The organism is Peribacillus sp. FSL P2-0133 (assembly GCF_037975445.1).
GTDB lineage: Bacteria > Bacillota > Bacilli > Bacillales > DSM-1321 > Peribacillus > Peribacillus simplex_E.
Genome location: NZ_CP150254.1, coordinates 1,219,589 through 1,239,471, shown reverse-complemented (window position 1 = coordinate 1,239,471; position 19,883 = coordinate 1,219,589). Strand labels below are relative to the sequence as shown.

Annotated in this window: 18 protein-coding genes and 2 riboswitches; of the genes, 11 read left to right on the top strand and 7 right to left on the bottom strand. The window is 42.2% G+C overall.

Features of this window, described 5'->3' with window-relative positions; genetic code table 11:
• Positions 1-3: 3 nt before the first annotated feature.
• From MKY17_RS05925 to MKY17_RS05910, 4 genes are all read left to right on the top strand, one after another.
• Positions 4-1,371: a YheC/YheD family protein gene (locus tag MKY17_RS05925; protein ID WP_098372515.1), complete on the top strand. Its 1,368-nt coding sequence runs from the start codon at positions 4-6 to the stop codon at positions 1,369-1,371.
• Positions 1,368-2,564, top strand: a complete 1,197-nt coding sequence (locus tag MKY17_RS05920) for a YheC/YheD family protein (protein ID WP_339201483.1) — start codon at positions 1,368-1,370, stop codon at positions 2,562-2,564. The genes MKY17_RS05925 and MKY17_RS05920 overlap by 4 nt, the downstream gene beginning before the upstream one ends.
• 63 nt (positions 2,565-2,627) lie before the next feature.
• A complete protein-coding gene (locus MKY17_RS05915) occupies positions 2,628-2,831 on the top strand; it encodes a YheE family protein (RefSeq protein WP_076367323.1) in 204 nt (67 codons plus the stop codon).
• A gap of 63 nt (positions 2,832-2,894) precedes the next feature.
• Positions 2,895-3,083 (top strand): hypothetical protein, encoded by a 189-nt coding sequence (locus MKY17_RS05910; protein ID WP_098372517.1) that lies wholly within the window; start codon positions 2,895-2,897, stop codon positions 3,081-3,083.
• A gap of 178 nt (positions 3,084-3,261) precedes the next feature.
• Here the strand turns inward: MKY17_RS05910 and MKY17_RS05905 are convergent, their stop codons facing one another.
• Positions 3,262-4,086, bottom strand: a complete 825-nt coding sequence (locus MKY17_RS05905; RefSeq protein WP_098372518.1) for an MBL fold metallo-hydrolase — start codon at positions 4,084-4,086, stop codon at positions 3,262-3,264.
• A 294-nt stretch (positions 4,087-4,380) separates the two neighbouring features.
• A riboswitch (SAM riboswitch) is annotated at positions 4,381-4,485 on the top strand.
• A gap of 68 nt (positions 4,486-4,553) precedes the next feature.
• Here MKY17_RS05905 and MKY17_RS05900 point away from each other — a divergent pair.
• Genes MKY17_RS05900 through MKY17_RS05890 form a run of 3 tightly spaced genes read left to right on the top strand, consistent with a single transcriptional unit; the run spans position 4,554 to position 7,102 of the window.
• Positions 4,554-5,570 (top strand): methionine ABC transporter ATP-binding protein, encoded by a 1,017-nt coding sequence (locus tag MKY17_RS05900; RefSeq protein ID WP_098372519.1) that lies wholly within the window; start codon positions 4,554-4,556, stop codon positions 5,568-5,570.
• Positions 5,557-6,225 (top strand): methionine ABC transporter permease, encoded by a 669-nt coding sequence (locus tag MKY17_RS05895; RefSeq protein WP_098372520.1) that lies wholly within the window; start codon positions 5,557-5,559, stop codon positions 6,223-6,225. The genes MKY17_RS05900 and MKY17_RS05895 overlap by 14 nt, the downstream gene beginning before the upstream one ends.
• A 55-nt stretch (positions 6,226-6,280) precedes the next feature.
• The gene (locus MKY17_RS05890; protein WP_098372521.1) at positions 6,281-7,102 is read left to right on the top strand and encodes a MetQ/NlpA family ABC transporter substrate-binding protein; all 822 of its coding nucleotides are present in this window, start codon (positions 6,281-6,283) and stop codon (positions 7,100-7,102) included.
• A gap of 244 nt (positions 7,103-7,346) precedes the next feature.
• Here the strand turns inward: MKY17_RS05890 and MKY17_RS05885 are convergent, their stop codons facing one another.
• Positions 7,347-8,384 carry an NAD-dependent epimerase/dehydratase family protein gene (locus MKY17_RS05885; RefSeq protein WP_098372522.1) on the bottom strand — a complete coding sequence of 346 codons (1,038 nt, stop codon included), beginning with the start codon at positions 8,382-8,384 and terminating at the stop codon, positions 7,347-7,349.
• Between the two features lie 181 nt (positions 8,385-8,565).
• Between MKY17_RS05885 and MKY17_RS05880 the strand changes: the two genes are divergently transcribed.
• Together MKY17_RS05880 and ugpC are read left to right on the top strand one after the other, a co-directional pair.
• Positions 8,566-9,450, top strand: coding sequence for a helix-turn-helix domain-containing protein (locus MKY17_RS05880; protein ID WP_179891122.1), 885 nt, complete (start codon positions 8,566-8,568; stop codon positions 9,448-9,450).
• A gap of 124 nt (positions 9,451-9,574) precedes the next feature.
• Positions 9,575-10,720, top strand: coding sequence for a sn-glycerol-3-phosphate ABC transporter ATP-binding protein UgpC (gene ugpC / locus MKY17_RS05875; RefSeq protein WP_098372524.1), 1,146 nt, complete (start codon positions 9,575-9,577; stop codon positions 10,718-10,720).
• A gap of 59 nt (positions 10,721-10,779) precedes the next feature.
• Here the strand turns inward: ugpC and MKY17_RS05870 are convergent, their stop codons facing one another.
• Positions 10,780-11,022, bottom strand: coding sequence for a hypothetical protein (locus MKY17_RS05870; protein ID WP_098372525.1), 243 nt, complete (start codon positions 11,020-11,022; stop codon positions 10,780-10,782).
• A 108-nt stretch (positions 11,023-11,130) separates the two neighbouring features.
• Positions 11,131-12,513 carry a class II fumarate hydratase gene (gene fumC, locus MKY17_RS05865; RefSeq protein ID WP_098372526.1) on the bottom strand — a complete coding sequence of 461 codons (1,383 nt, stop codon included), beginning with the start codon at positions 12,511-12,513 and terminating at the stop codon, positions 11,131-11,133.
• Between the two features lie 317 nt (positions 12,514-12,830).
• Positions 12,831-12,944, top strand: a riboswitch (SAM riboswitch).
• A gap of 86 nt (positions 12,945-13,030) precedes the next feature.
• Between fumC and MKY17_RS05860 the strand changes: the two genes are divergently transcribed.
• Together MKY17_RS05860 and metC are read left to right on the top strand one after the other, a co-directional pair.
• On the top strand, positions 13,031-14,143 hold the full coding sequence (locus MKY17_RS05860; RefSeq protein ID WP_098372527.1) for a methionine biosynthesis PLP-dependent protein: 1,113 nt from the start codon (positions 13,031-13,033) through the stop codon (positions 14,141-14,143).
• On the top strand, positions 14,140-15,321 hold the full coding sequence (gene metC / locus MKY17_RS05855; RefSeq protein WP_098372528.1) for a cystathionine beta-lyase: 1,182 nt from the start codon (positions 14,140-14,142) through the stop codon (positions 15,319-15,321). Before MKY17_RS05860 ends, metC begins: the two co-directional genes overlap by 4 nt.
• Positions 15,322-15,433: 112 nt before the next feature.
• On the opposite strand, the gene MKY17_RS05850 is transcribed toward metC, so the two are convergent.
• From MKY17_RS05850 to MKY17_RS05840, 3 genes are all read right to left on the bottom strand, one after another.
• Positions 15,434-15,682, bottom strand: coding sequence for a type B 50S ribosomal protein L31 (locus tag MKY17_RS05850; protein ID WP_098372529.1), 249 nt, complete (start codon positions 15,680-15,682; stop codon positions 15,434-15,436).
• 133 nt (positions 15,683-15,815) lie between these two features.
• Positions 15,816-17,834 (bottom strand): ABC transporter ATP-binding protein, encoded by a 2,019-nt coding sequence (locus MKY17_RS05845; RefSeq protein WP_098372530.1) that lies wholly within the window; start codon positions 17,832-17,834, stop codon positions 15,816-15,818.
• On the bottom strand, positions 17,831-19,582 hold the full coding sequence (locus MKY17_RS05840; protein WP_098372531.1) for an ABC transporter transmembrane domain-containing protein: 1,752 nt from the start codon (positions 19,580-19,582) through the stop codon (positions 17,831-17,833). Before MKY17_RS05840 ends, MKY17_RS05845 begins: the two co-directional genes overlap by 4 nt.
• Positions 19,583-19,883 lie beyond the last annotated feature (301 nt).

The window sequence follows — 19,883 nt, the reverse complement described above, 5'->3', positions numbered from 1 at the left end:
AAAGTGAGAAAGACTTATCCTGCCGAAATTGCCGCTATCCCTGGCAATGTTCTCTACTACCCTTCAGAGCTTGGAGATTTGGCAGAGATTGAATTAATTTATTTCGGACGGCATTCATGTCCTGCCATCGTCAAACAAAACCCAGCCGTCAATCAGTCAATCGTCCTATCGGAAAGTCTTGCGGAATCCCTAATATTCGATCATACCGATATTCCCCTTCATTTATTCATTTACGGCAAGAGCATCCATATCGGACCGCTTGTCGGAATATTTTCCTCAGGCTTCACTGGCCTTTCAAACAAACCATTAGGGGAGAGATCGGAATTTTTCGCAAAGCTACTTTCGCTTAGCAGGACAACAGGCTGTATCCCCTTTGTTTTCGGAGAGAATGTAATCAATTGGGATGAGGAGACAATCAAAGGCTATGTGTTTGATAACGATTACTGGCATATTGATGAATTTCCTTTTCCTAATGTCATCTATGACCGTCTCCCAAATCGGTTGACGGAAAACCGCGATGGACCTAAAGAAGTGAAACAAAAATTCCAAAAAAAATATACCATACCATGGTATAATCCTGGATTTTTCAATAAATGGGATGTAAATGAAAGGCTATGCGCAGATGAGCAGGCACTGCCTTATTTGCCGGAAACGTATCCATTTCAATCCATGTCCGTGGTGGAAACCCTTCTTTCCCATTACCGGCAAGTTTATATAAAGCCCATTCACGGCAGCCTCGGTCTAGGGATTCACCAAATTCTTTATGATAAGCATGAGGATGTTTACTATTGTCGCTATACAAATGAAGCAAAAGAAAATAAACTGCAAAAATTCCCCACATTGGAATCCATCGTTAAACATATTTTTCACGACCGACCGCTTGAGAATCTTATCGTGCAGCAGGGCATCCCATTAATTCGATTTGAAAAACGTCCAGTGGATTTCCGGGTCCATACGAACAAGGACAGTAATGGAAAATGGCAGGTAACCGCGATCGCCGCAAAAATCGCCGGCGCCGGCAGCGTCACGACCCATATTAAAAGCGGGGGTGTCATCAAAACGGTTGCCGAACTGTTTGGAGATGACGATGAGGCGAAAGAAGTCGAACGAAAGCTATCGGAAGCCGCGCTGATTTTAAGTGACAGTATAGAAAAGAACTTGGACGGCATCATTGCAGAAATAGGATTTGATTTTGGATTGGATAAAAAAGGGCAGGTTTGGATGTTTGAAGCCAATTCCAAACCTGGACGTTCCATATTCGCCCATCCAAAACTCAAGGATTTCGAATTGCTGACCAGAAAGCTAAGCCTTGATTATGCCATTTATCTTACGGAACAAACGATTACGAAATCAATCAGTGTGCCGCGATGAACATTTTTTACGATATCCCCACTGAAAATTGGTACCACAATCATGAGAATGCTGAACTTTTCGCCGGCTCTGCCGAAGAGGAAATCCGCTATAAAAAGGACCATTCGAATCAACCCCTAATTCCAATCACGATATTTCCGGGTAACCGGATGCTTGCCGTAGGAATTTTAACTGTTTCCAATCCCAAAAAGGAATCAGGTTTGGGAGGAAACCTGACCCTTTTTCGGGACCTATCATTATATTTATTAAAACATGGAATATTAGCGTATGTATTCACAGGAAATGCCCTTCATCCCGATTCGTTGAGGGGGTATGTTTTTTCCTCCATTTCAAACAAGTGGATCGAATGTAAAGTACCCTTCCCTGACATCGTCTATAACCGTATCCCCTCGAGGAGCTATGAGGCGTCAGAGGAATTCCAACATCTTATCACTCACTTTAAAGATTACCGAATGAATCTATTCAACCCCTGTTTTATAGATAAATATGTGATGTTCGAAGCATTAAATGAAGATGGATTCCTCACAAATCACCTTCCACCCACAACGGTCTTACGGAACAGCGATTGCCTTTATGCTTTCCTGGAGACCTACAGACATATATACCTTAAACCCTGCAAAGGAAGCCAAGGGAAGGGCATTTATACCATAATCAAAAATGATGATGATACACTATTGTTCAATAGCTTAAAGCATAGTGAGTCCTTCCCGGATTTCGCATCATTCTGGGAAACAAAAAAAAGGGATTTATTAATAAGGAGCTATCTTGCTCAACAGGCGATCAGACCAAAAAAACTTTTTGGACATCGTTATGATTACCGGATTCTCGTCCATTATGAAAAAGGTTTTTATAAAGTGACCGGTAAAGCGGTAAGGATGTCACAAACTCAGGAAATCACCACCCACACTCCCCGAGGTGGTAAGCTTTTTCCTTATCAAGACCTGCAATCAAGAAGCCTGAATCTAAAATTAGCGAATATCGCCCAAAAATGCGGAGAGATACTATCGAAAAAAATCGGGTTTCTCGGAGAGTTTTCCATTGATATAGGGGAAGACGAATCGGGCTCGCTCTTCATATATGAAGTGAACTCAAAGCCCATGCAATTCGATGAGGTGGAAATTGAAACAAACAGGCTTTTGCATTTAAAAAATCTTTTTATTGAATTAACTTTTCCCAACCTGACAATAAAATAACACCTCCAGCTGCCGTTTTCCATTATAATTAAATGAGAAACTGTATATATGGAGGTAATACATATGATCACTCATTTTCAATGGGCACCATTGCATAAGAATCTGCCAGGATGGAGAATTTCCTTTTATTTCAACAAGCAGGCAGTCCAAGCCTTGTATCATAAAGATGGATCCATCGAGTGGACAGCCAACCCGCCTTCCGAAACAGATGAAACCAAACTCAAAAGCATGATACATGATTTAATGATCTTCCATGTATATGAATGAACCTAATCAGAATAAAAAAAACTCCTTTGCCTAAACTAAAGAAAAGGCTAGGAGGGATTAATTTTGGATAAAGAAAAAATGACATTTTTGAAGGATACCGAATATAATGGCAAGGACTCCGTTTACCTGGATATCGACCGTATCATCAATGAAGGAATGGCGGGCGGAAATGTGTATGAAGTCGCAAACCTTCAGAACATCGAAGAAGCACATGATTTTTATGATGAAACAGATCCCAACGAAAATAAATAAATTATGTGGGCTCTCTTATGGAGAGCTCTCCTTTATTACTTATCCCGTTCATCTCCCGCTTGCACTACATTCCCCCTATAAAAAGTCCGTCTTTTATAAGTAATCAAGAAAAACAACTTCCTGGATGGAAGTTGTTTGAGTGACAATTAGAAAACCCAGACAGTTAAACGGATAACATTCAAATATTTCCATTATCCCTGGCAATCAAAATATTTTCTTTTAATATCGATGTAACGATATGCTCTGAATCCCATTCATGCCCAGATATCTCGATAAGGGGATAGCGATTCGGTAAAACGACCTGCTGGATTTCATGAACGGTCAGCCCTTGAGAATGCAAGCGTAAAATTTCACCTTGGAGGTTTTCCAAATAATCCAGCTTTTTTCGAAACATGTCCTTCCCATCAGGGACATGCCCAGCATGGCAGCAAAACACTTCCCCAAAGTCATATTGAAGTAATCTTTTAATGGAATCGATGATGACCGGGACAGACTCTTCCCGTAAGACAAGCTTTGTTTTTGGTGTTACGAAAAGGTCTCCTGAAAAGAGCATGCCACTATTGTGATTCAAATACACCATATGGTCCTTTGCATGACCAGGGGTAAAAATCGGCTCCCACGTTTGGGTGCGGGAATGAATGGCCCTCCCTACCGGCTCAGCTTTAAAGGCGTCTCTCTTTCCCCAGAAATTTTTACGATATTCAGGATATACAGCATCCTTTGCACAAACCTCAACCGACATCGGATGAATGAAAAGCGGGACCTTTTTATGTTCCTGTATCCATGCAGCGCCCCCGGTATGGTCTTCATGATAGTGAGTCAGGGCCACTGAGTCGAAGTCTGCGGTCTCATAGAATGGAATAAGCTCTTCCAATAAAATCTGTGCGCCAGTATCTATCAATAGACCATCCGTTAAAAAGACATAAACACTCATCCCCGATTTGTTCCCGCCAGGAGTCCCGTTCACACAAACCACATCATTTATCGTGTTAATCTCTAACATTCAATTGCCTCCCCATCATTACACAAAAATAGTTTCATCTTCCTTTTTTTAACTTTACTATAATAAATGTATTACCACTTCACCTTTTTGACAAGGAAATTTTGGAATAATTAACCTGGACGTAAATGCTGGATTATTGCATAATAGCCCTTTTTTCACGAATCATTTTAACGGACCTTACTAAATTTTAATAACAAAAAATCATCCCAAAATTTCAGAAACGATTGACATTGTCGGATTTTACAAATAATATAGATTATATTAAAAAACTTGAAATATTCTAAAATAATAATTTACTTATCAAGAGTGACGGAGGGATCAGGCCCTGCGATGTCCGGCAACCGCCCTTAAGGAATGGTGCCACTTCCTGCAGAATGATTGCATTCTGAAAGATAAGACGAGATATAATTTCGCTGCCTCTTTCTGAATGATAGAGGCAGTTTTTTAATGTTTAAGGGGGAAAGCTCATGATTGAAATCCGTTCAGTCCGAAAGGAATACGTCTCGAAGAAAAACCGAGTTATCGGAGTGGATAACGTATCTTTAACCATTCAAACTGGAGAAGTGTATGGAATTGTCGGCTACAGTGGAGCTGGAAAAAGCTCATTACTCCGCTGCTTGAATTTGCTTGAACGTCCGACAGGTGGAAATATCATCATCGACGGCATTGATTTAACCTCTTTATCAAGTAAAGAGCTTCGTAAACAACGTCAAAAAATCGGAATGATATTCCAACACTTTTCACTGGTCAGCTCAAAAACTGTTTATGAAAATGTCGCTTTCGCCTTAAAGGCCGCGCATCGATCGAAGGATGCCATCAGGTTACGTGTATTGGAATTGTTGGAAATCGTAGGGCTCAGCGATAAGAAAGATGTCTATCCGGCGCAGCTTAGCGGTGGACAGAAGCAACGGGTAGGCATAGCCCGTGCCTTAGCAAATGATCCCACTGTACTATTATGTGATGAAGCGACTTCAGCCCTTGATCCAACAACTACAAAAGCGATTTTACAATTATTGAAAAAGATAAGCAGTAAGATTGGCATCACCATCGTGTTGATTACACATGAAATGGAAGTGGTCAAAGAACTATGCCACCGTGTCGCCGTCATGCAGGATGGCCGTGTAATTGAAGAAGGTTCCGTTTATGAAATATTTTCACAGCCTAAGCAGGAGTTAACGAAGCAATTCATTAGCAGTGTTCTGGATTTCGAACTCCCTCCGCACTTGATTGAAGAAAGTAAAGGTACGATCATTAAAATTCAATTCGAAGGGCAAACCGCCGGTGAGTCGATCCTTTCGGATACTCTCCAATCCCATTCAGTAAAGGGTAATATTTTACACGGTAAAATTGAGTATATCCAGGATGTCCCTTTAGGCATTTTAATCATCGAGTTATTAGGCGATGCCGCTCAAATTCATTCGGCATTGCAATATATAAAAAATCGTTCCAGTTCTGTGGAGGTGTTAAAACATGTCACTGCTTGATTCCATCGTCAATATTTTACCTGATCTTAATAAAGCCTTTCTTGAAACGATTTATATGGTCGGCGTTTCCCTTGCAGTAGCCCTGCTGATCGGTTTACCGCTTGGAGTATTGCTGTTTACGACAACAAGGAATTTATTTTTTGAGAATAGCATCGTGAATCGATCTCTAGGATTCGCAGTCAATATTGTACGTTCAATCCCGTTCATCATTCTCTTGGTCGCCCTCCTTCCTTTAACGGATCTTCTAACTGGATCGACGATAGGGCCAAGAGCGGCTTCTGTATCCCTGTCGGTGTCCGCAATACCTTTTTTTGCAAGAATCGTTGAAACGGCATTACGTGAAATAGACAGAGGAGTGATTGAAGCTGCAATTGCCGTAGGTGCCACTCCATGGATGATCATTAAGGATGTACTTCTTCCAGAGGCAAAACCGGGTATCATTCAAGGACTGACATTAACGACCATTTCGCTTATAGGTTACTCAGCAATGGCAGGGACAATCGGCGGTGGCGGAATTGGCGACCTGGCCATCCGGTACGGTTATTACCGTTATGACAATACAGTCATGATCACGACGATCGTCGTGCTGATCTGCCTTGTGCAAATCATTCAAATGGTTGGTGACAAGGCCTCATATATAGTTAACAAACGATAGGGATCAGTCATTTTTCAATGATTCAATACATTTCATTACTCAGGAGGAATTTCAAATGAAGAAAATAGCTTCGTTATTATCAGTCTGTGCACTTGCCCTTGGCTTGACAGCATGCGGGAGCGATGATGCATCCCCAAAAACTGAAGACAAAAAAGAATTGAAGATCGGGGCGACTACCGGTCCCTACGCCGATATGGTTAAAGAGGCCATCAAACCAGGTCTGGAAGATCTCGGTTACAAAATAGAGATCGTCGAATTCACCGACTATATCCAGCCGAATAAGTCCCTTGGCAACCATTCGATCGACGCCAACCTCTTCCAGCATAAAGTATACATGGATAACTTCGCTAAAGAAAATGATTTAAAGCTTTCCGACCTTATCATAGTTCCAACAGCACCAATGGGCATATATTCGAACAAGTATAAATCATTGAAAGAAATTAAAGACGGTACATCCCTTGCAGTGCCCAATGATCCGGTTAACCTCGCACGTGCACTTAAAGTGCTGGTGGATGAAGGGCTGATTGAAGTCGATCCAGATGTCGACCCTTTAAAAATATCTGAAAAGGATGTAACGAAAAATCCAAAAAACATCCAACTCAAACCATTGGAATCCGCTCAATTGCCTCGGGCAACAGACAGTGTTGACCTATCAGCGGTCCCTGGCAACTTCGCTCTTGCAGCGAAAATGGACCTCCAGGATGCCCTTGTTTTAGAAAAAATGCCGGATATGTATCGAAACGTTGTTACAGTGAATACAAAAGATGTAGACTCTCAATTTGCCAAGGATATTAAATCAGTAGTGGAATCCGACCAGTTCGAAAAAGTCATCGATGACAAATTTGCCGGATTCGGAAAACCAGACTGGATGAATTGATCAAAATAATCGAGGCCTACTTCCCATTTATTGGGAGCAGGCCTTTCATTAAGGAAAAAGTGGCGGCCGCCATGGAAAACCTTAAAATCCTTACAAACCACGCAAGCAGATCCACGGACTAAAAAAGCGATGGAGTTTTTAGTACATCGCTTTTTTAATTCCTTCAAGTTGTTCGTTTAAATCATCCTTTTCAGCAAGCACACTTAATGTGCCTTCAGTATTTCAATATAATAAAAAAAAGGTTTCAATCTACTGTCTGTTTCCATAATTCGAGGAGATCACTTTCATGCTGTCTGTGGATGCCTGCTTTTCTATCGGCAGATTCCGGACGGCCCTTTTCCCAATTCCATATATCTTCGAGAGTTTCTGATAGGGGACGGAATGTTAGTCCATTATTGATGGCTTTATTGTTATCGACAGCCAAAAACCCATTCAAAGGTTCCTTAGCTCCCGGTAAAGGGAATTCTTCTGGTATCCATAAAGGCATCTCTCCCCACGGCTCCACTTTATTGTCATCCAAAAATTTTTCAGATACCCATGTAAAGGCAGCATTACTTCCTGTTACCTTTTTGCAGCCTTCAAGTAATTGCCCCATATTTAGTGTGTAATCAGGTCCAACGGCATTATATGTACCTGTCATACTTTTTTCTATCATTTGGATGATCCATTGAGCTAAGTCCCTTGCATCGATGACTTGGATTGGACGTCCAGGGCGTCCCGGAGATAAAATTTCTCCCCCTTCTGCTATTCTTTTAAGCCAGTACGGCAATCGGTCTGTGTAATCATATGGACCTACTATTTGCCCCGCACGAATTGACAAAACTTTCCCCGGCAGTTCTTTTTCAGCTGCTTTTTCGCTTAATGATTTTAACGGTCCATAATATTCACCGTATATCGGTCCAGCAGTTCCGCGGGTGATCCCTTCCGCTTTATCTTCATTTAGTGCATGAACTTCTCCATTTTCATCAATGCCTGGTTCGGTTGGATCACTATAAACTGAGATGCTTGAAATATATGTATAATGTCTAACTTGATTAAGCAATCTGCAAGATTTCGATACAGTTCGAGGGATAAAACCCGATGTGTCAATGACTGCATCCCACTGTCTCCCTTTCAACATTTCAAGATTCCCGTCGCGGTCCCCTCTTAACTGTTCTAGTTCGGGGAAAACATAAGGATCGCTTCCACGATTAAAAAGTGTGACTTCATGCCCTTTCTCTATCGCAGCTTTTGCTAAATACCGGCCTAAAAACCGTGTACCACCCAATATTAAAATGTTCATAAGATTCCCTCCTCTTTAACGATATTCCATAAATCATACGCAATACCCTTTCCTAAAATTAATAATACTTGCAACTTTTCTTTGATTTTCCCTTTTAGGAAAAACTAGCAATATCGTATTCTTTTGAACTTTATTCTTTTTCGCTATAATGATATGGAAAGGGAGAAAGAAGGTGGAAACGATGCTTGAAAATCTTAAACAAAAATTCCCGAACGCCCTTACCAATAAAATGGATACTGATGAAATTTCTGACTATGTTTGGTTCGAAGACTCGAGAAGTTTACTTGGCATTCACCGTTCAGAAATCACAGCCGAAGAAATCCGTTTATTGGAACTGCTTTTTGCTCCTTCCATAAACCCATATAACCTCAATGCACATCCAGACTCATCATGGAAAACCTTTTTATCCGAACCGAATGCACCATTGCCTTTAACGAGCTGGGAGAATGTTCGATTTCTTCATTTCAAGCTGACTCATGCTGATTTTTCCAACTCCGATTTTGAAGAAGCCTTCCTCGCTTTCGTTCCATCTGACGCAACTATTGTCTGGGAAAATGAAACGGCAGGAGTATTAATTGAAACGAACGAGGATGAACCTTTATCAACTAAAGAACTAATCGCCATTTCTTCCACGCTTGAAAGTGACTTTTATGTAAAGACCCGTATGTTTACCGGGCGCTTTCACCCTATAAATCAAGACCTTCATCAGCACTGGACTCAGGAGAAAAAGTGTTTTGATTTGGCACAGGTGCATCTGCCAGATCTAAAGGTGGCTGATTTGGCAGACATCATCCCTCACTCATTAATAAATGATCCATCCGTTAAGGATGCAAAGTGGTATATCAATGAGATTCTTGGCAAGACCAAGCAGGATACTGAACTGATCAAAACGATTAAAACGTATATCGAATGTAATTCAAATGCCACCTATGCCGCCAAACAGCTTTATATACATCGGAACAGCTTACAATACCGAATCGATAAATTCTCTGAAAGAACTGGTCTCGATATTAGAAACTTCCGTCATGCGCTTACTGCATACTTGATACTTTTACTAAATGATTAACTTTCAATATAAACAGGTAATATCACCCTTTTTTGTGCAATGTGCCCATACTTTTTTCAAATCCGATAGCTTAGACTATAGCTAATTGGTACAAGTAATCAGGAGTTTAAAAGGGGGATTTTTCATGGCAGAGTTAGTGTTGGAACATATATTCAAGATTTATGATAAAAAGGTGACAGCTGTTAAAGACTTCAACCTTCGTGTTGCCGATAAGGAATTCATAGTTTTTGTGGGACCTTCGGGTTGCGGCAAATCGACAACATTAAGGATGATTGCCGGACTTGAAGACATTTCCCAAGGGGATTTATATATAGACGGCAAGCGAGTCAATGATGTCCCCCCTAAAGATCGTGATATTGCGATGGTTTTCCAGAACTATGCCTTATATCCTCATATGTCCGTATATGACAATATGGCATTCGGATTAAAACTCAGGAAAACGCCAAAAGCGGAAATCAAGCAAAGAGTCAATGAAGCGGCAAGGATTCTCGGACTTGAAGAGCTGCTAAACAGGAAACCTAAAGCCCTTTCAGGTGGTCAGCGCCAGCGTGTCGCACTTGGCCGGGCAATTGTAAGGGACGCAAAAGTTTTCTTGATGGATGAGCCATTATCCAATCTCGACGCAAAGCTAAGGGTTCAAATGCGTGCGGAAATCGCCAAATTACATAAACGGCTCGACACCACAACGATATATGTCACGCATGACCAAACAGAGGCAATGACCATGGCGACACGTCTTGTTGTAATGAAAGATGGTATCATCCAACAGGTCGGTGCACCAAAGGACGTTTATGAGAAACCGATAAACGTTTTCGTCGGCGGCTTTATCGGATCGCCTGCCATGAACTTCTTTACTGGAACATTAAAAGAAGGCACAATTAAAATAGGCGAACAAACACTTGAAATACCTGAATTGAAGATGAAAATGCTGCGTGATCAAGGATATGTCGGAAAAGATATAATCCTTGGCATCCGTCCGGAGGATTTCCATAATGAAGGTGCTTACTTCACGAAGTCCCCTAACACTGCATTCACAACCCAAATTGATGTGGCCGAACTGATGGGCGCGGAGATCATGCTCTACTCCACATTAGAGGGGCAGGACTTCGTCGCACGCGTCGATGCCAAGAATATTATCCAGGCAGGCGAAAACATCGAACTTGCCCTCGACATGAATAAAGCACACTTTTTTGACAAAGGGACTGAACATCGCATTTTAGTTGAAGAAGATGAACAGATGCAGGAAAGCATGAAGTTATCTGCCAATTAAACGTAAAAAGACCCATTCATAATGGGTCTTTTTACAATTTATTCACATATGGGGTATATTCATTCCTGGACCAATACCACTTCATCATGTCCGCATTCAGAGCATTTCATGAGATGTGGGCATTGTCCTTTTTGAAGGGATTGAGGGTATCCGTCGTTTTCTTTAAGTATGTCGATATCCATATAAGCACTGTAATCATCAGCGTAGTCCATGAATTTCCCTTTATCTTCAAGATCACTGCCGCATTCCGGGCAATTCACATGAATTTTTCTCAGACCGTTGCAAAGCGGGCATAAAGACATTGTTTTTCCTCCTGTTCCCGATACTTATGATCTCAGTATTTGTTGGTTCCATTATTTTAACACATGGAAACACCCTCCCTAATACCAAGGGAGGGAATTTCCATTCAATTATTTATTAACCATGTTAGCAGGATCGACCCATGCTTTGAATTCATCTTCCGTCAGGAACTCCAATTTCAACGCAGCTTCTTTCAATGTTGAGTTGTCCTTGAATGCAGTTTTGGCGATTTTGGCTGCTTTTTCATAACCGATATGCGGGTTCAATGCTGTTACCAACATAAGGGAACGTTCTACATTTTCTTTGATTTTATCTTCATTTGCAGTAATGCCAACCGCACAATTATTGTTGAATGAATGAATGCCTTCCGTCAATAATTTTACCGTTTGCAGGAAGTTATAGATGATTACTGGCTTGAATACATTCAATTCAAAATTACCTTGGCTTGCTGCAAAGCCAATTGTAGCATCGTTACCCACGATTTGTGTTGCAATCATGGTAAGCGCTTCACTTTGTGTTGGATTGACTTTACCTGGCATGATGGAGCTGCCTGGCTCGTTTTCTGGAATGGCTATTTCGCCGATTCCGCTTCTTGGACCACTTGCCAGCCATCTGACATCGTTTGCAATTTTCATTAAATCCGCTGCCAATGCTTTTAAAGCACCGTGTGCGTAGACGATTTCATTATGGCTTGTCAATGCATGGAACTTATTATCAGATGTGACAAAAGGATATCCTGTATCAGCAGCAATTTGTTTGGCGGAAAGTCCCGGGAATTCTTTTTTTGTATTGATTCCGGTTCCTACAGCCGTTCCGCCTAGTGCAAGGTTCAATAATTTTTGGCTGCTTTCCTCAATCATCGCTAGATCTTTGTCGAGCATCGCTTTCCAACCGGAAATTTCTTGTCCCAATGTTAATGGTGTAGCATCTTGAAGATGTGTCCGGCCAATTTTCACGACATCCCAAAACTCTTTTTCTTTTGAATCGAATGTATCACGAAGAGCTTTAATGGCAGGAACCAATTTTTCAGCGACTTCCATAAAGGCAGCAATATGCATGGCTGTCGGGAAAGTATCATTGGAGCTCTGTGCCTTGTTAACATCATCATTCGGATGAAGGATTTCAGAATCACCATTTTCTTTTAACCATTCATTTCCTTTGTTAGCGACCACTTCATTCACGTTCATATTACTTTGCGTGCCGCTTCCCGTTTGCCAAACTACAAGCGGGAAATGTTCATCTAGCGTACCTTCAAGGATTTCGCCGCAAATCTTGACAATGGCATTCTTTTTAACTTCCGAAAGATCACCAAGATCATAGTTCACTTTTGCCGCAGCTTGTTTAACGTATGCAAATGCACGAACTAATTCAATCGGCATTTTTTCGTTACCAATTTTGAAATTGTTACGGCTTCTCTCAGTTTGTGCTCCCCAATATTTATCAGCAGGAACTTTCACTTCACCCATCGTATCTCGTTCGATTCTGTATTCCATGTGTTCTCCTCCTATGTTTGCACTATTCATTGAAGACCATTTGCATATGAAATGAATAATGTCGTATTATTCTTTCTCTCCATACATTGTACAAACTTTATTATTTTAAAGCAAAAATATCCGCTGACCCTTTCACTTTTTCTGGACCCTTCATGTTTATATGAAAATTCGGATATTCTTTTTTTTAGACACATAAAGTGTAGAGGCACTAAGCTCCAATTGACCTGGTCATGAACATCCAAGCATTATCCATCACAAAATGTTCTTGACAGTATTTTGTATATATAGTAAATTCAAAAGAAATTGAATAATCTAAACTCTTATCGAGAGAGGTAGAGGGAATGGCCCGATGACACCTCAGCAACCTTCATTTGTTTCAAACCAATGAAAAGGTGCTAATTCCACAAGTTTGTGAACTTGGAAGATAAGAAGAATGACTCGTCCTTACTTAATCAAAGTCTTCTTCTTAAAGAAGACTTTTTTTTATTTTATATAACTCAAAGGAGCAGTGAAAACCATGTACAAAACTGAAACATATCTTGCTCAATTAGGAAATCGCAGCGAAACGGCGACAGGAACAGTCAATCCGCCGGTATACTTTTCAACAGCTTTTCGCCATGAAGGAATTGGCCAATCAACGGGATACGACTACACAAGGACAGGTAATCCTACACGCCAATTATTGGAGCGTTCCATCGCCGATCTCGAAAAAGGCGACCAAGGTTATGCCTGCAGTTCAGGAATGGCCGCCATTTCCACTATCCTTGCCCTTTTTAAATCAGGTGATGCATGGATTGTCAGCGAAGATCTTTATGGCGGTACATATCGTCTGTTAGAACAAGGTTTTAAAAAATGGGGGTTGCAGTGTGACTATGTAAACACTTGTTGTTTGGAGGATATCGAAAAAGCCATCACTCCTCACACGAAAGCCATCTTCATCGAAACTCCCACTAACCCCCTTATGCAGCAAACGGACATTAGCGCTGTTGCCGCATTGGCCAAACAAAATAATTTATTGTTAATCGTTGATAACACTTTTTACACGCCTCTTATTCAACAACCCATCCTGCTTGGAGCGGATATCGTGATTCACAGTGCAACCAAGTATCTCGGTGGTCATAATGATGTGCTCGCAGGACTGATCGTTGCTAGCGGCGCTGAATTATGTGATGCACTTGCCTTCCATCACAATGGAACCGGAGCTGTCTTGAGCCCCTTTGATTCTTGGCTGTTGATGCGTGGAATGAAAACCTTGGCATTGCGGATGGAGCGTCATGAAAAGAATGCCAAGATACTTGTAGATTACTTGTCGGAACATGATTGTGTCACGGACGTATTGTATCCCGGCAGAGGCGGCATGATTTCATTCCGTATCATTGATGAATCGGCAGTCAACCCATTTTTACAATCGCTCTCTTTAATTTCGTTTGCAGAAAGCCTTGGAGGGGTTGAAAGCTTCATCACGTATCCCGCTACACAAACGCATGCCGATATACCGCTTGAAGTCAGAACGGCAAATGGAGTTTGTAATCGCCTGCTCCGCTTCTCCGTTGGCATCGAGGACAGCGATGATTTGATCCAGGACTTACAGCAAGCATTCGCACATGTAAAAAGGGAGGCACTACGATGACAGATCATGATTTTAGCTTTGAGACCAAATTACTTCATAATCAACATAAATTCGATCCTGCAACGGGCGGTGTGAGCGTTCCCATTCAGCACGCATCGACTTTCCATCAATCCGATATCGATCAATTCGGCAAATATGATTACAGTAGAAGCGGGAACCCCACTCGTGAGGCGCTGGAAGATATCATTGCCGAACTTGAGGAAGGCACACACGGATTTGCCTTTTCATCAGGTATGGCTGCCATTTCAACAGCTTTCCTGCTGTTGTCTGCCGGAGACCATATCGTCATTTCCGAAGATGTGTATGGCGGAACGTTCAGGATGGTCACTAGTGTATTGACGCGTTTCAATATTGAGCATACATTCGTTGACATGACGGACCTTGAAAGCGTCAAAGCGGCCGTTCAGCCAAATACCAGGGCCATATACATCGAGACGCCTTCAAATCCGTTACTTAAAGTGACCGATATTCAAGCCGTATGTGATATCGCAAAAAAAGCCGGTGCCTTAAGTTTTGTTGATAACACATTCCTGACTCCAGCATTGCAAAAACCACTGAATCTGGGTGCTGATGTTGTCCTTCATAGCGCGACGAAGTTTTTATCCGGACATAGTGATGTGGTAGCTGGGCTTGCAGTAGTGAAAGATCCGGAATTGGCAGCAAGACTCGGTTCCCTCCAAAACTCCTTTGGGGCGGTTCTTGGTGTCCAGGACGCCTGGCTTGTAATGAGAGGTCTGAAAACCTTGTCAGTTAGAATGGAGCACTCCCAAAAAGGGGCGGAAAAGATTGCAGCCTACTTAAAGGAGCAGCCCTTGGTGAAAAAAGTGTATTATCCCGGCCTTTCCGATCATCCACAGCACGCCATCCAGAAAGGCCAGTCACTTGGAGCGGGGGCGGTCCTATCATTTGAATTGGACAGTGAGGAAGTCTTCCGTTCTTTCGTGAACACTGTCGAGCTCCCTGTTTTTGCCGTAAGCCTTGGAGCGGTCGAATCTATATTATCTTACCCGGCCAAAATGTCCCATGCTGCCATGCCTGATGATGAAAGGGAAAAGCGAGGCATCACGAACAGCTTGCTCCGCCTCTCTGTCGGACTTGAAAATCCGGACGATTTAATAAAGGACTTCGATGCAGCCCTCGTTAATATTGCCAAAGGGGAAGCAATTTCTGCAAAATGATTTCAGGATGGGTGCCTCATATATTATGGGCACCCTTTTTCTTAGCATCATTATTAACTCTTTTTCACCTTAGTCATAAAAAAAGACCATCGATCTCCCGATGGCCTGACTCTCATTTCTTCATATTATATTTATCCAGGAAGCGATCCACCCGTCCGCCTTTTTCAGCAAACTTCTGCTTTCCAGTATAAAAGGGGTGCGTATCTGAACTGATTTCCACTTTTAATAATGGATACGTTTGGCCATCTTCCCACTCGATCGTTTCATTTGACGCTTTCGTGGAGCCTGTCAAAAATTTATACCCACTGTTGGTATCCATGAATACCACTTGTCGATAATCTGGATGAATTTCTTGTTTCACTATAATCACCTCATCGTCTGTATAGGTATATCTTAAACGTAATGATTACTATTATCAATAATTTTGCTTGAAGGTGCCGATTACGGCACCCTCATTATAGTTTGGTCTTGATTATCCATCCTTATTCGGGTGTTCAGCCAGCCACGCCTTTATGTGGACCAGCCTGCAGTTCATACATTTGATAATACTTCCCTTTTAATTCCATTAATTCTTCATGTGTACCTTGCTCAGCAATCCGCCCTTTATCCAGTACAAGAATTTGGTCGGCATTTTTTATCGTGGATAGTCTATGGGCAATGATGAAGGTCGTTCTCCCTTTTTTCAGCACTTCCATTCCCTCCTGGATAATTGCCTCGGTTTCAGTGTCGATGCTTGCTGTCGCTTCATCCAGAATCAATATCGCCGGATTGAATGCAAGAGCACGTGCAAAAGAGATTAGCTGCCGCTGTCCGGAAGACAACGTTCCTCCTTTTTCAATCACGGGTTCATCCAACCCTAAAGGAAGATGCTTCAGCACTTTGTCCCCCCCTACATCTCTTAAAGATTTTTCAACCATTTCCCTTGTGATGCCTTTATGATTCAGACTGATATTGGAAGCGATGGTGCCAGTAAATAAATAGGGATCCTGAAGGACGATTCCCATATGCTCCCTAAGCGTCTGATGGGGGATATCCAATATATTCGTGCCATCGATTTTGATTTGACCTTCACTACTGTCATAAAAACGGAACAATAAATTCATTATGGAACTTTTTCCTGACCCAGTATGGCCAACTAAAGCGACCGTTTCCCCTTGTTTAGCTGAGAAGGAAATGTCCCTTAACACATATTCATTATCTTTATAACCAAAAGAAACATTTTCGAATTGCACATTTCCTTTGTATCTGGACATGTTTTCATCACTGACTGCCACTCCCTGCTCATCCAATAAACTGAATGCCCGCTCCCCTGCAACAAGTGCCTGTTCAAGGTTAGCGAACTGATTGACGATTCCGTGAAGCGGATGAAGCAGGCGGCTGATCAAATCAACAATTGCATACATCATCCCTAAAGAAATGGCTGAACTCGCTGTAAGGGAAATCCCGCCGAAATACCAGACGAATGCCATTAGTGCCAAAACCTTAATGACACCGATCAAGTTTCCGCCCGTCAACGAATTCAAATGGAGCATTTTATTTTGATAGGAATAATGCTCCCGGTTCAGATTTTCAAAAGATTGTTTCGTCTCCTTTTCACGCCCAAATGCCTGGATGATGCTCATTCCAGAAATGGATTCATTGATCATCCCATTAATATCGCTGACCCGTTCCCGAATGATGTGATTATATTTCGAGGCGAATTTACGGTATACCATCGTCCAGATAACGATGATTGGAATAAGTAAAAGACCAATGGTACCGACTCGTGGATCCAGAATATACAAAGCAATCAGAACCCCGAAGATATTAATCGTACTCGAGAAGAAGTTGGCGAGCACGGTTACATATAATTCCCGGATCGCTTCCGTATCATTAGTGACCCTGGCTACAACTTTACCCGCTGGCATATTATCGAAATAACGTATCGGCAGACGGGAAATATGCGTAAAAATATCATTTCGCATCTTCTGTATGATTCGGTTCGCCGCTTTCTGTAAATAAAAACTCTGCCCATATTGAAAAAGGGAGGAAAGGATGACAAGACTAAAATAAAAAGCCACTAGCTTAATGATCCGCGGGATTTCCGGTTGGTAAAACCGCATCACTTCCTGACTCGACAATTTCACTGCTTGCGCACGCTGCTCTTTCCCGTCTTTCTTGATGATCAACGATTGGTTCTCCAAGGTTCTGCGCCCCTCGATAGGGACAGCTTCATTTACGAAGACAAATTGATTGCCAACCTGCAGAACATGGACTTCCCTGCCTTTCTTCTCACCTTTTGCAAAGTAATCAGCCCGTTTATACCAATTTCCATCATACTTAACAGCATCTTTTCCTTTACCCGCTTCATACCAGGTAGATTCAATGCCAAGTATATGTGAATCGATGATTTTCTTGGCAACGAAAGGACCTGTTAAATCGGCCGCTACCGAAAGTGCCAGCATGATCAGGGCGCCAATGATCAATTTTTTATAAAAGGCAGCATAATTAAAAAGTCTCTTTACGACCCTCATGCCTTCACCTCCGTCCCTTCGTCAACCTGCTGTCGTTCATATTGCGCTCTATACCAGCCATCCTTCTGCAGTAAATCCGCATGAGTCCCCTCTTCGATGATCTCTCCGCTGTCCAACACGATAATTCTGTCCGCGTGCTGAACGGCTGATAAGCGATGGGTTGTGATGATTGTCGTTTTCCCTGCACGTTCATTTTGGATATTTTCGATGATTGTCGTTTCTGTTTTTGCATCCACAGCGGATAAGGAATCATCCAATATAAGGATTTCTGGATTTTTGACCAGTGCCCTGGCAATCGAGATCCTCTGCTTTTGCCCTCCAGATAGAGCGACACCCTTCTCACCGACGAGTGTCTCAAGACGGTTGGGCAGCATCATTAAGTCCTTCTCAAAATCCGCAAGCCGGATAGCTTCAGCCAGTTCCTCTTCCGTTGCATCCATTTTACCGAATAAGATATTTTCCCTAACAGATTTCGAGAATAAAAAATGGTCCTGTGGAACGTAGCCGATCCATTTACGAATATCTTCAAGATTCAGTTGCTCCAGCGGCATGCCTGCAAAAGCGATTTCACCTGTTCCTAAAGGATATTCCCGCAGCAATTGCTTCACGAATGTCGTTTTTCCACTTCCCGTTTTCCCCACTATCCCCAATGTTTGACCGCGCTCAAGCTGAACGGAAATATTGGATAGATTCACAACCGTTGAGGAAGGGTATGTAAAATAAACTGAATTGAATTGGATATTTCCCGGTTTTTGAATACTCTTCAGACCGAATGAATTTTTCACATCCGCTTCATATGAAAGGGTATCCTGAACACGATCTAGCGAAGCATTTCCCCTTTGCATGACATTGATCAGTTCACCCACCGCTATCATCGGCCAAATTAACATGCCTAGGTACACATTGAACGAAACAAGTCCGCCAAGCGTTATGGCCTGTTGAAACACAAGATAAGCCCCGTAGCCCAACCCGATTAAATAACTGATGCCGATGATAATGCTGATTGTCGGATCAAAGAGGGCGTCGATTCTTGCCACGGCTAGATTTTTGCGATATACATCCTCTGTCATTTCATCAAATCGCTTTTCATCTTCCCGTTCCTGGACATAGGCCCGGATAACACGGACACCTGAAATGGATTCCAGGACCTTGTCATTTAAAGTACCAAAGGCTGCTTGTGCATCCGTAAAACGTTTGTAAATTTTCTTCACGTAAATTTGCATCATCACTGCCATGATCGGCAGCGGCAGCACCGCCGCAATCGTTAACTGCCAGCTGATCGTGGCTCCCATCATGACCACAACCGTAATGGTGAACAGCACCGAGTCAACAAGCGTCAATATCCCAAAACCAGCAGTGAGGGATATTGCCTTTAAATCATTGGTTGCCCTTGCCATTAAATCCCCTGTACGGTTTTTTTCATAAAACGTCGGCGTCATTTTCAGCAAATGGCCCATAAATCCGGACCTTAGCTTTCGTTCGACCAGGTTACCGCCGCCGAATAACAGATAACTCCATAAGTAACCAAATAGGTAACTGCCGCTCAGTACCATGAGCAAATAAATAACATATTTCATGACCCCTTCCTGTGTCATGCTGCCATTGTTCATATCATCGATGGCATTCCCGACGAGTTTTGGCGGGATAACCTCCAGGATATTCACCAGACACAGAAATAAAATCGCCAAGGTATAACGCCGCCACTGTTCTTTAAAGAACCAGGACAGCTTTTTAAAAATCGCAAACATGAATTTCCCTCCCTTTTGTTCAAACCTTTCACTCGCTAACCGCTTTCTGGATCTCCGGGTTGCAATAAGATTTCCAATGTCTTTCGTCTCATTTAAAATTCCTCCTATCTTTTATATGGAAAGGATGCTAATGCACCTGTACCCCAAATACCAAAAAGCCCCCGCCAATTAGCGGAAGCTTTTCTAGATGCGTAATAACACATATAAAAGCGCAGGCCGCGCGCGAAAATTCCACAACCTGCGCTTTAAAATGATCAATGAACACGTCGAATCCTTTGTCTAGAACGACAAGGTTTCAGGG

Excerpts from the sequence above, each read along its gene's own strand:
- MKY17_RS05920 (WP_339201483.1), top strand. The coding sequence starts at position 1,368 with ATGAACATTTTTTACGATATCCCCACTGAAAATTGGTACCACAATCAT.
- MKY17_RS05915 (WP_076367323.1), top strand. The coding sequence starts at position 2,628 with ATGATCACTCATTTTCAATGGGCACCATTGCATAAGAATCTGCCAGGA.
- MKY17_RS05905 (WP_098372518.1), bottom strand. The coding sequence starts at position 4,086 with ATGTTAGAGATTAACACGATAAATGATGTGGTTTGTGTGAACGGGACT.
- MKY17_RS05900 (WP_098372519.1), top strand. The coding sequence starts at position 4,554 with ATGATTGAAATCCGTTCAGTCCGAAAGGAATACGTCTCGAAGAAAAAC.
- MKY17_RS05895 (WP_098372520.1), top strand. The coding sequence starts at position 5,557 with ATGTCACTGCTTGATTCCATCGTCAATATTTTACCTGATCTTAATAAA.
- MKY17_RS05890 (WP_098372521.1), top strand. The coding sequence starts at position 6,281 with ATGAAGAAAATAGCTTCGTTATTATCAGTCTGTGCACTTGCCCTTGGC.
- MKY17_RS05885 (WP_098372522.1), bottom strand. The coding sequence starts at position 8,384 with ATGAACATTTTAATATTGGGTGGTACACGGTTTTTAGGCCGGTATTTA.
- MKY17_RS05880 (WP_179891122.1), top strand. The coding sequence starts at position 8,566 with ATGCTTGAAAATCTTAAACAAAAATTCCCGAACGCCCTTACCAATAAA.
- ugpC (WP_098372524.1), top strand. The coding sequence starts at position 9,575 with ATGGCAGAGTTAGTGTTGGAACATATATTCAAGATTTATGATAAAAAG.
- MKY17_RS05870 (WP_098372525.1), bottom strand. The coding sequence starts at position 11,022 with ATGTCTTTATGCCCGCTTTGCAACGGTCTGAGAAAAATTCATGTGAAT.
- fumC (WP_098372526.1), bottom strand. The coding sequence starts at position 12,513 with ATGGAATACAGAATCGAACGAGATACGATGGGTGAAGTGAAAGTTCCT.
- MKY17_RS05860 (WP_098372527.1), top strand. The coding sequence starts at position 13,031 with ATGTACAAAACTGAAACATATCTTGCTCAATTAGGAAATCGCAGCGAA.
- metC (WP_098372528.1), top strand. The coding sequence starts at position 14,140 with ATGACAGATCATGATTTTAGCTTTGAGACCAAATTACTTCATAATCAA.
- MKY17_RS05845 (WP_098372530.1), bottom strand. The coding sequence starts at position 17,834 with ATGAGGGTCGTAAAGAGACTTTTTAATTATGCTGCCTTTTATAAAAAA.
- MKY17_RS05840 (WP_098372531.1), bottom strand. The coding sequence starts at position 19,582 with ATGTTTGCGATTTTTAAAAAGCTGTCCTGGTTCTTTAAAGAACAGTGG.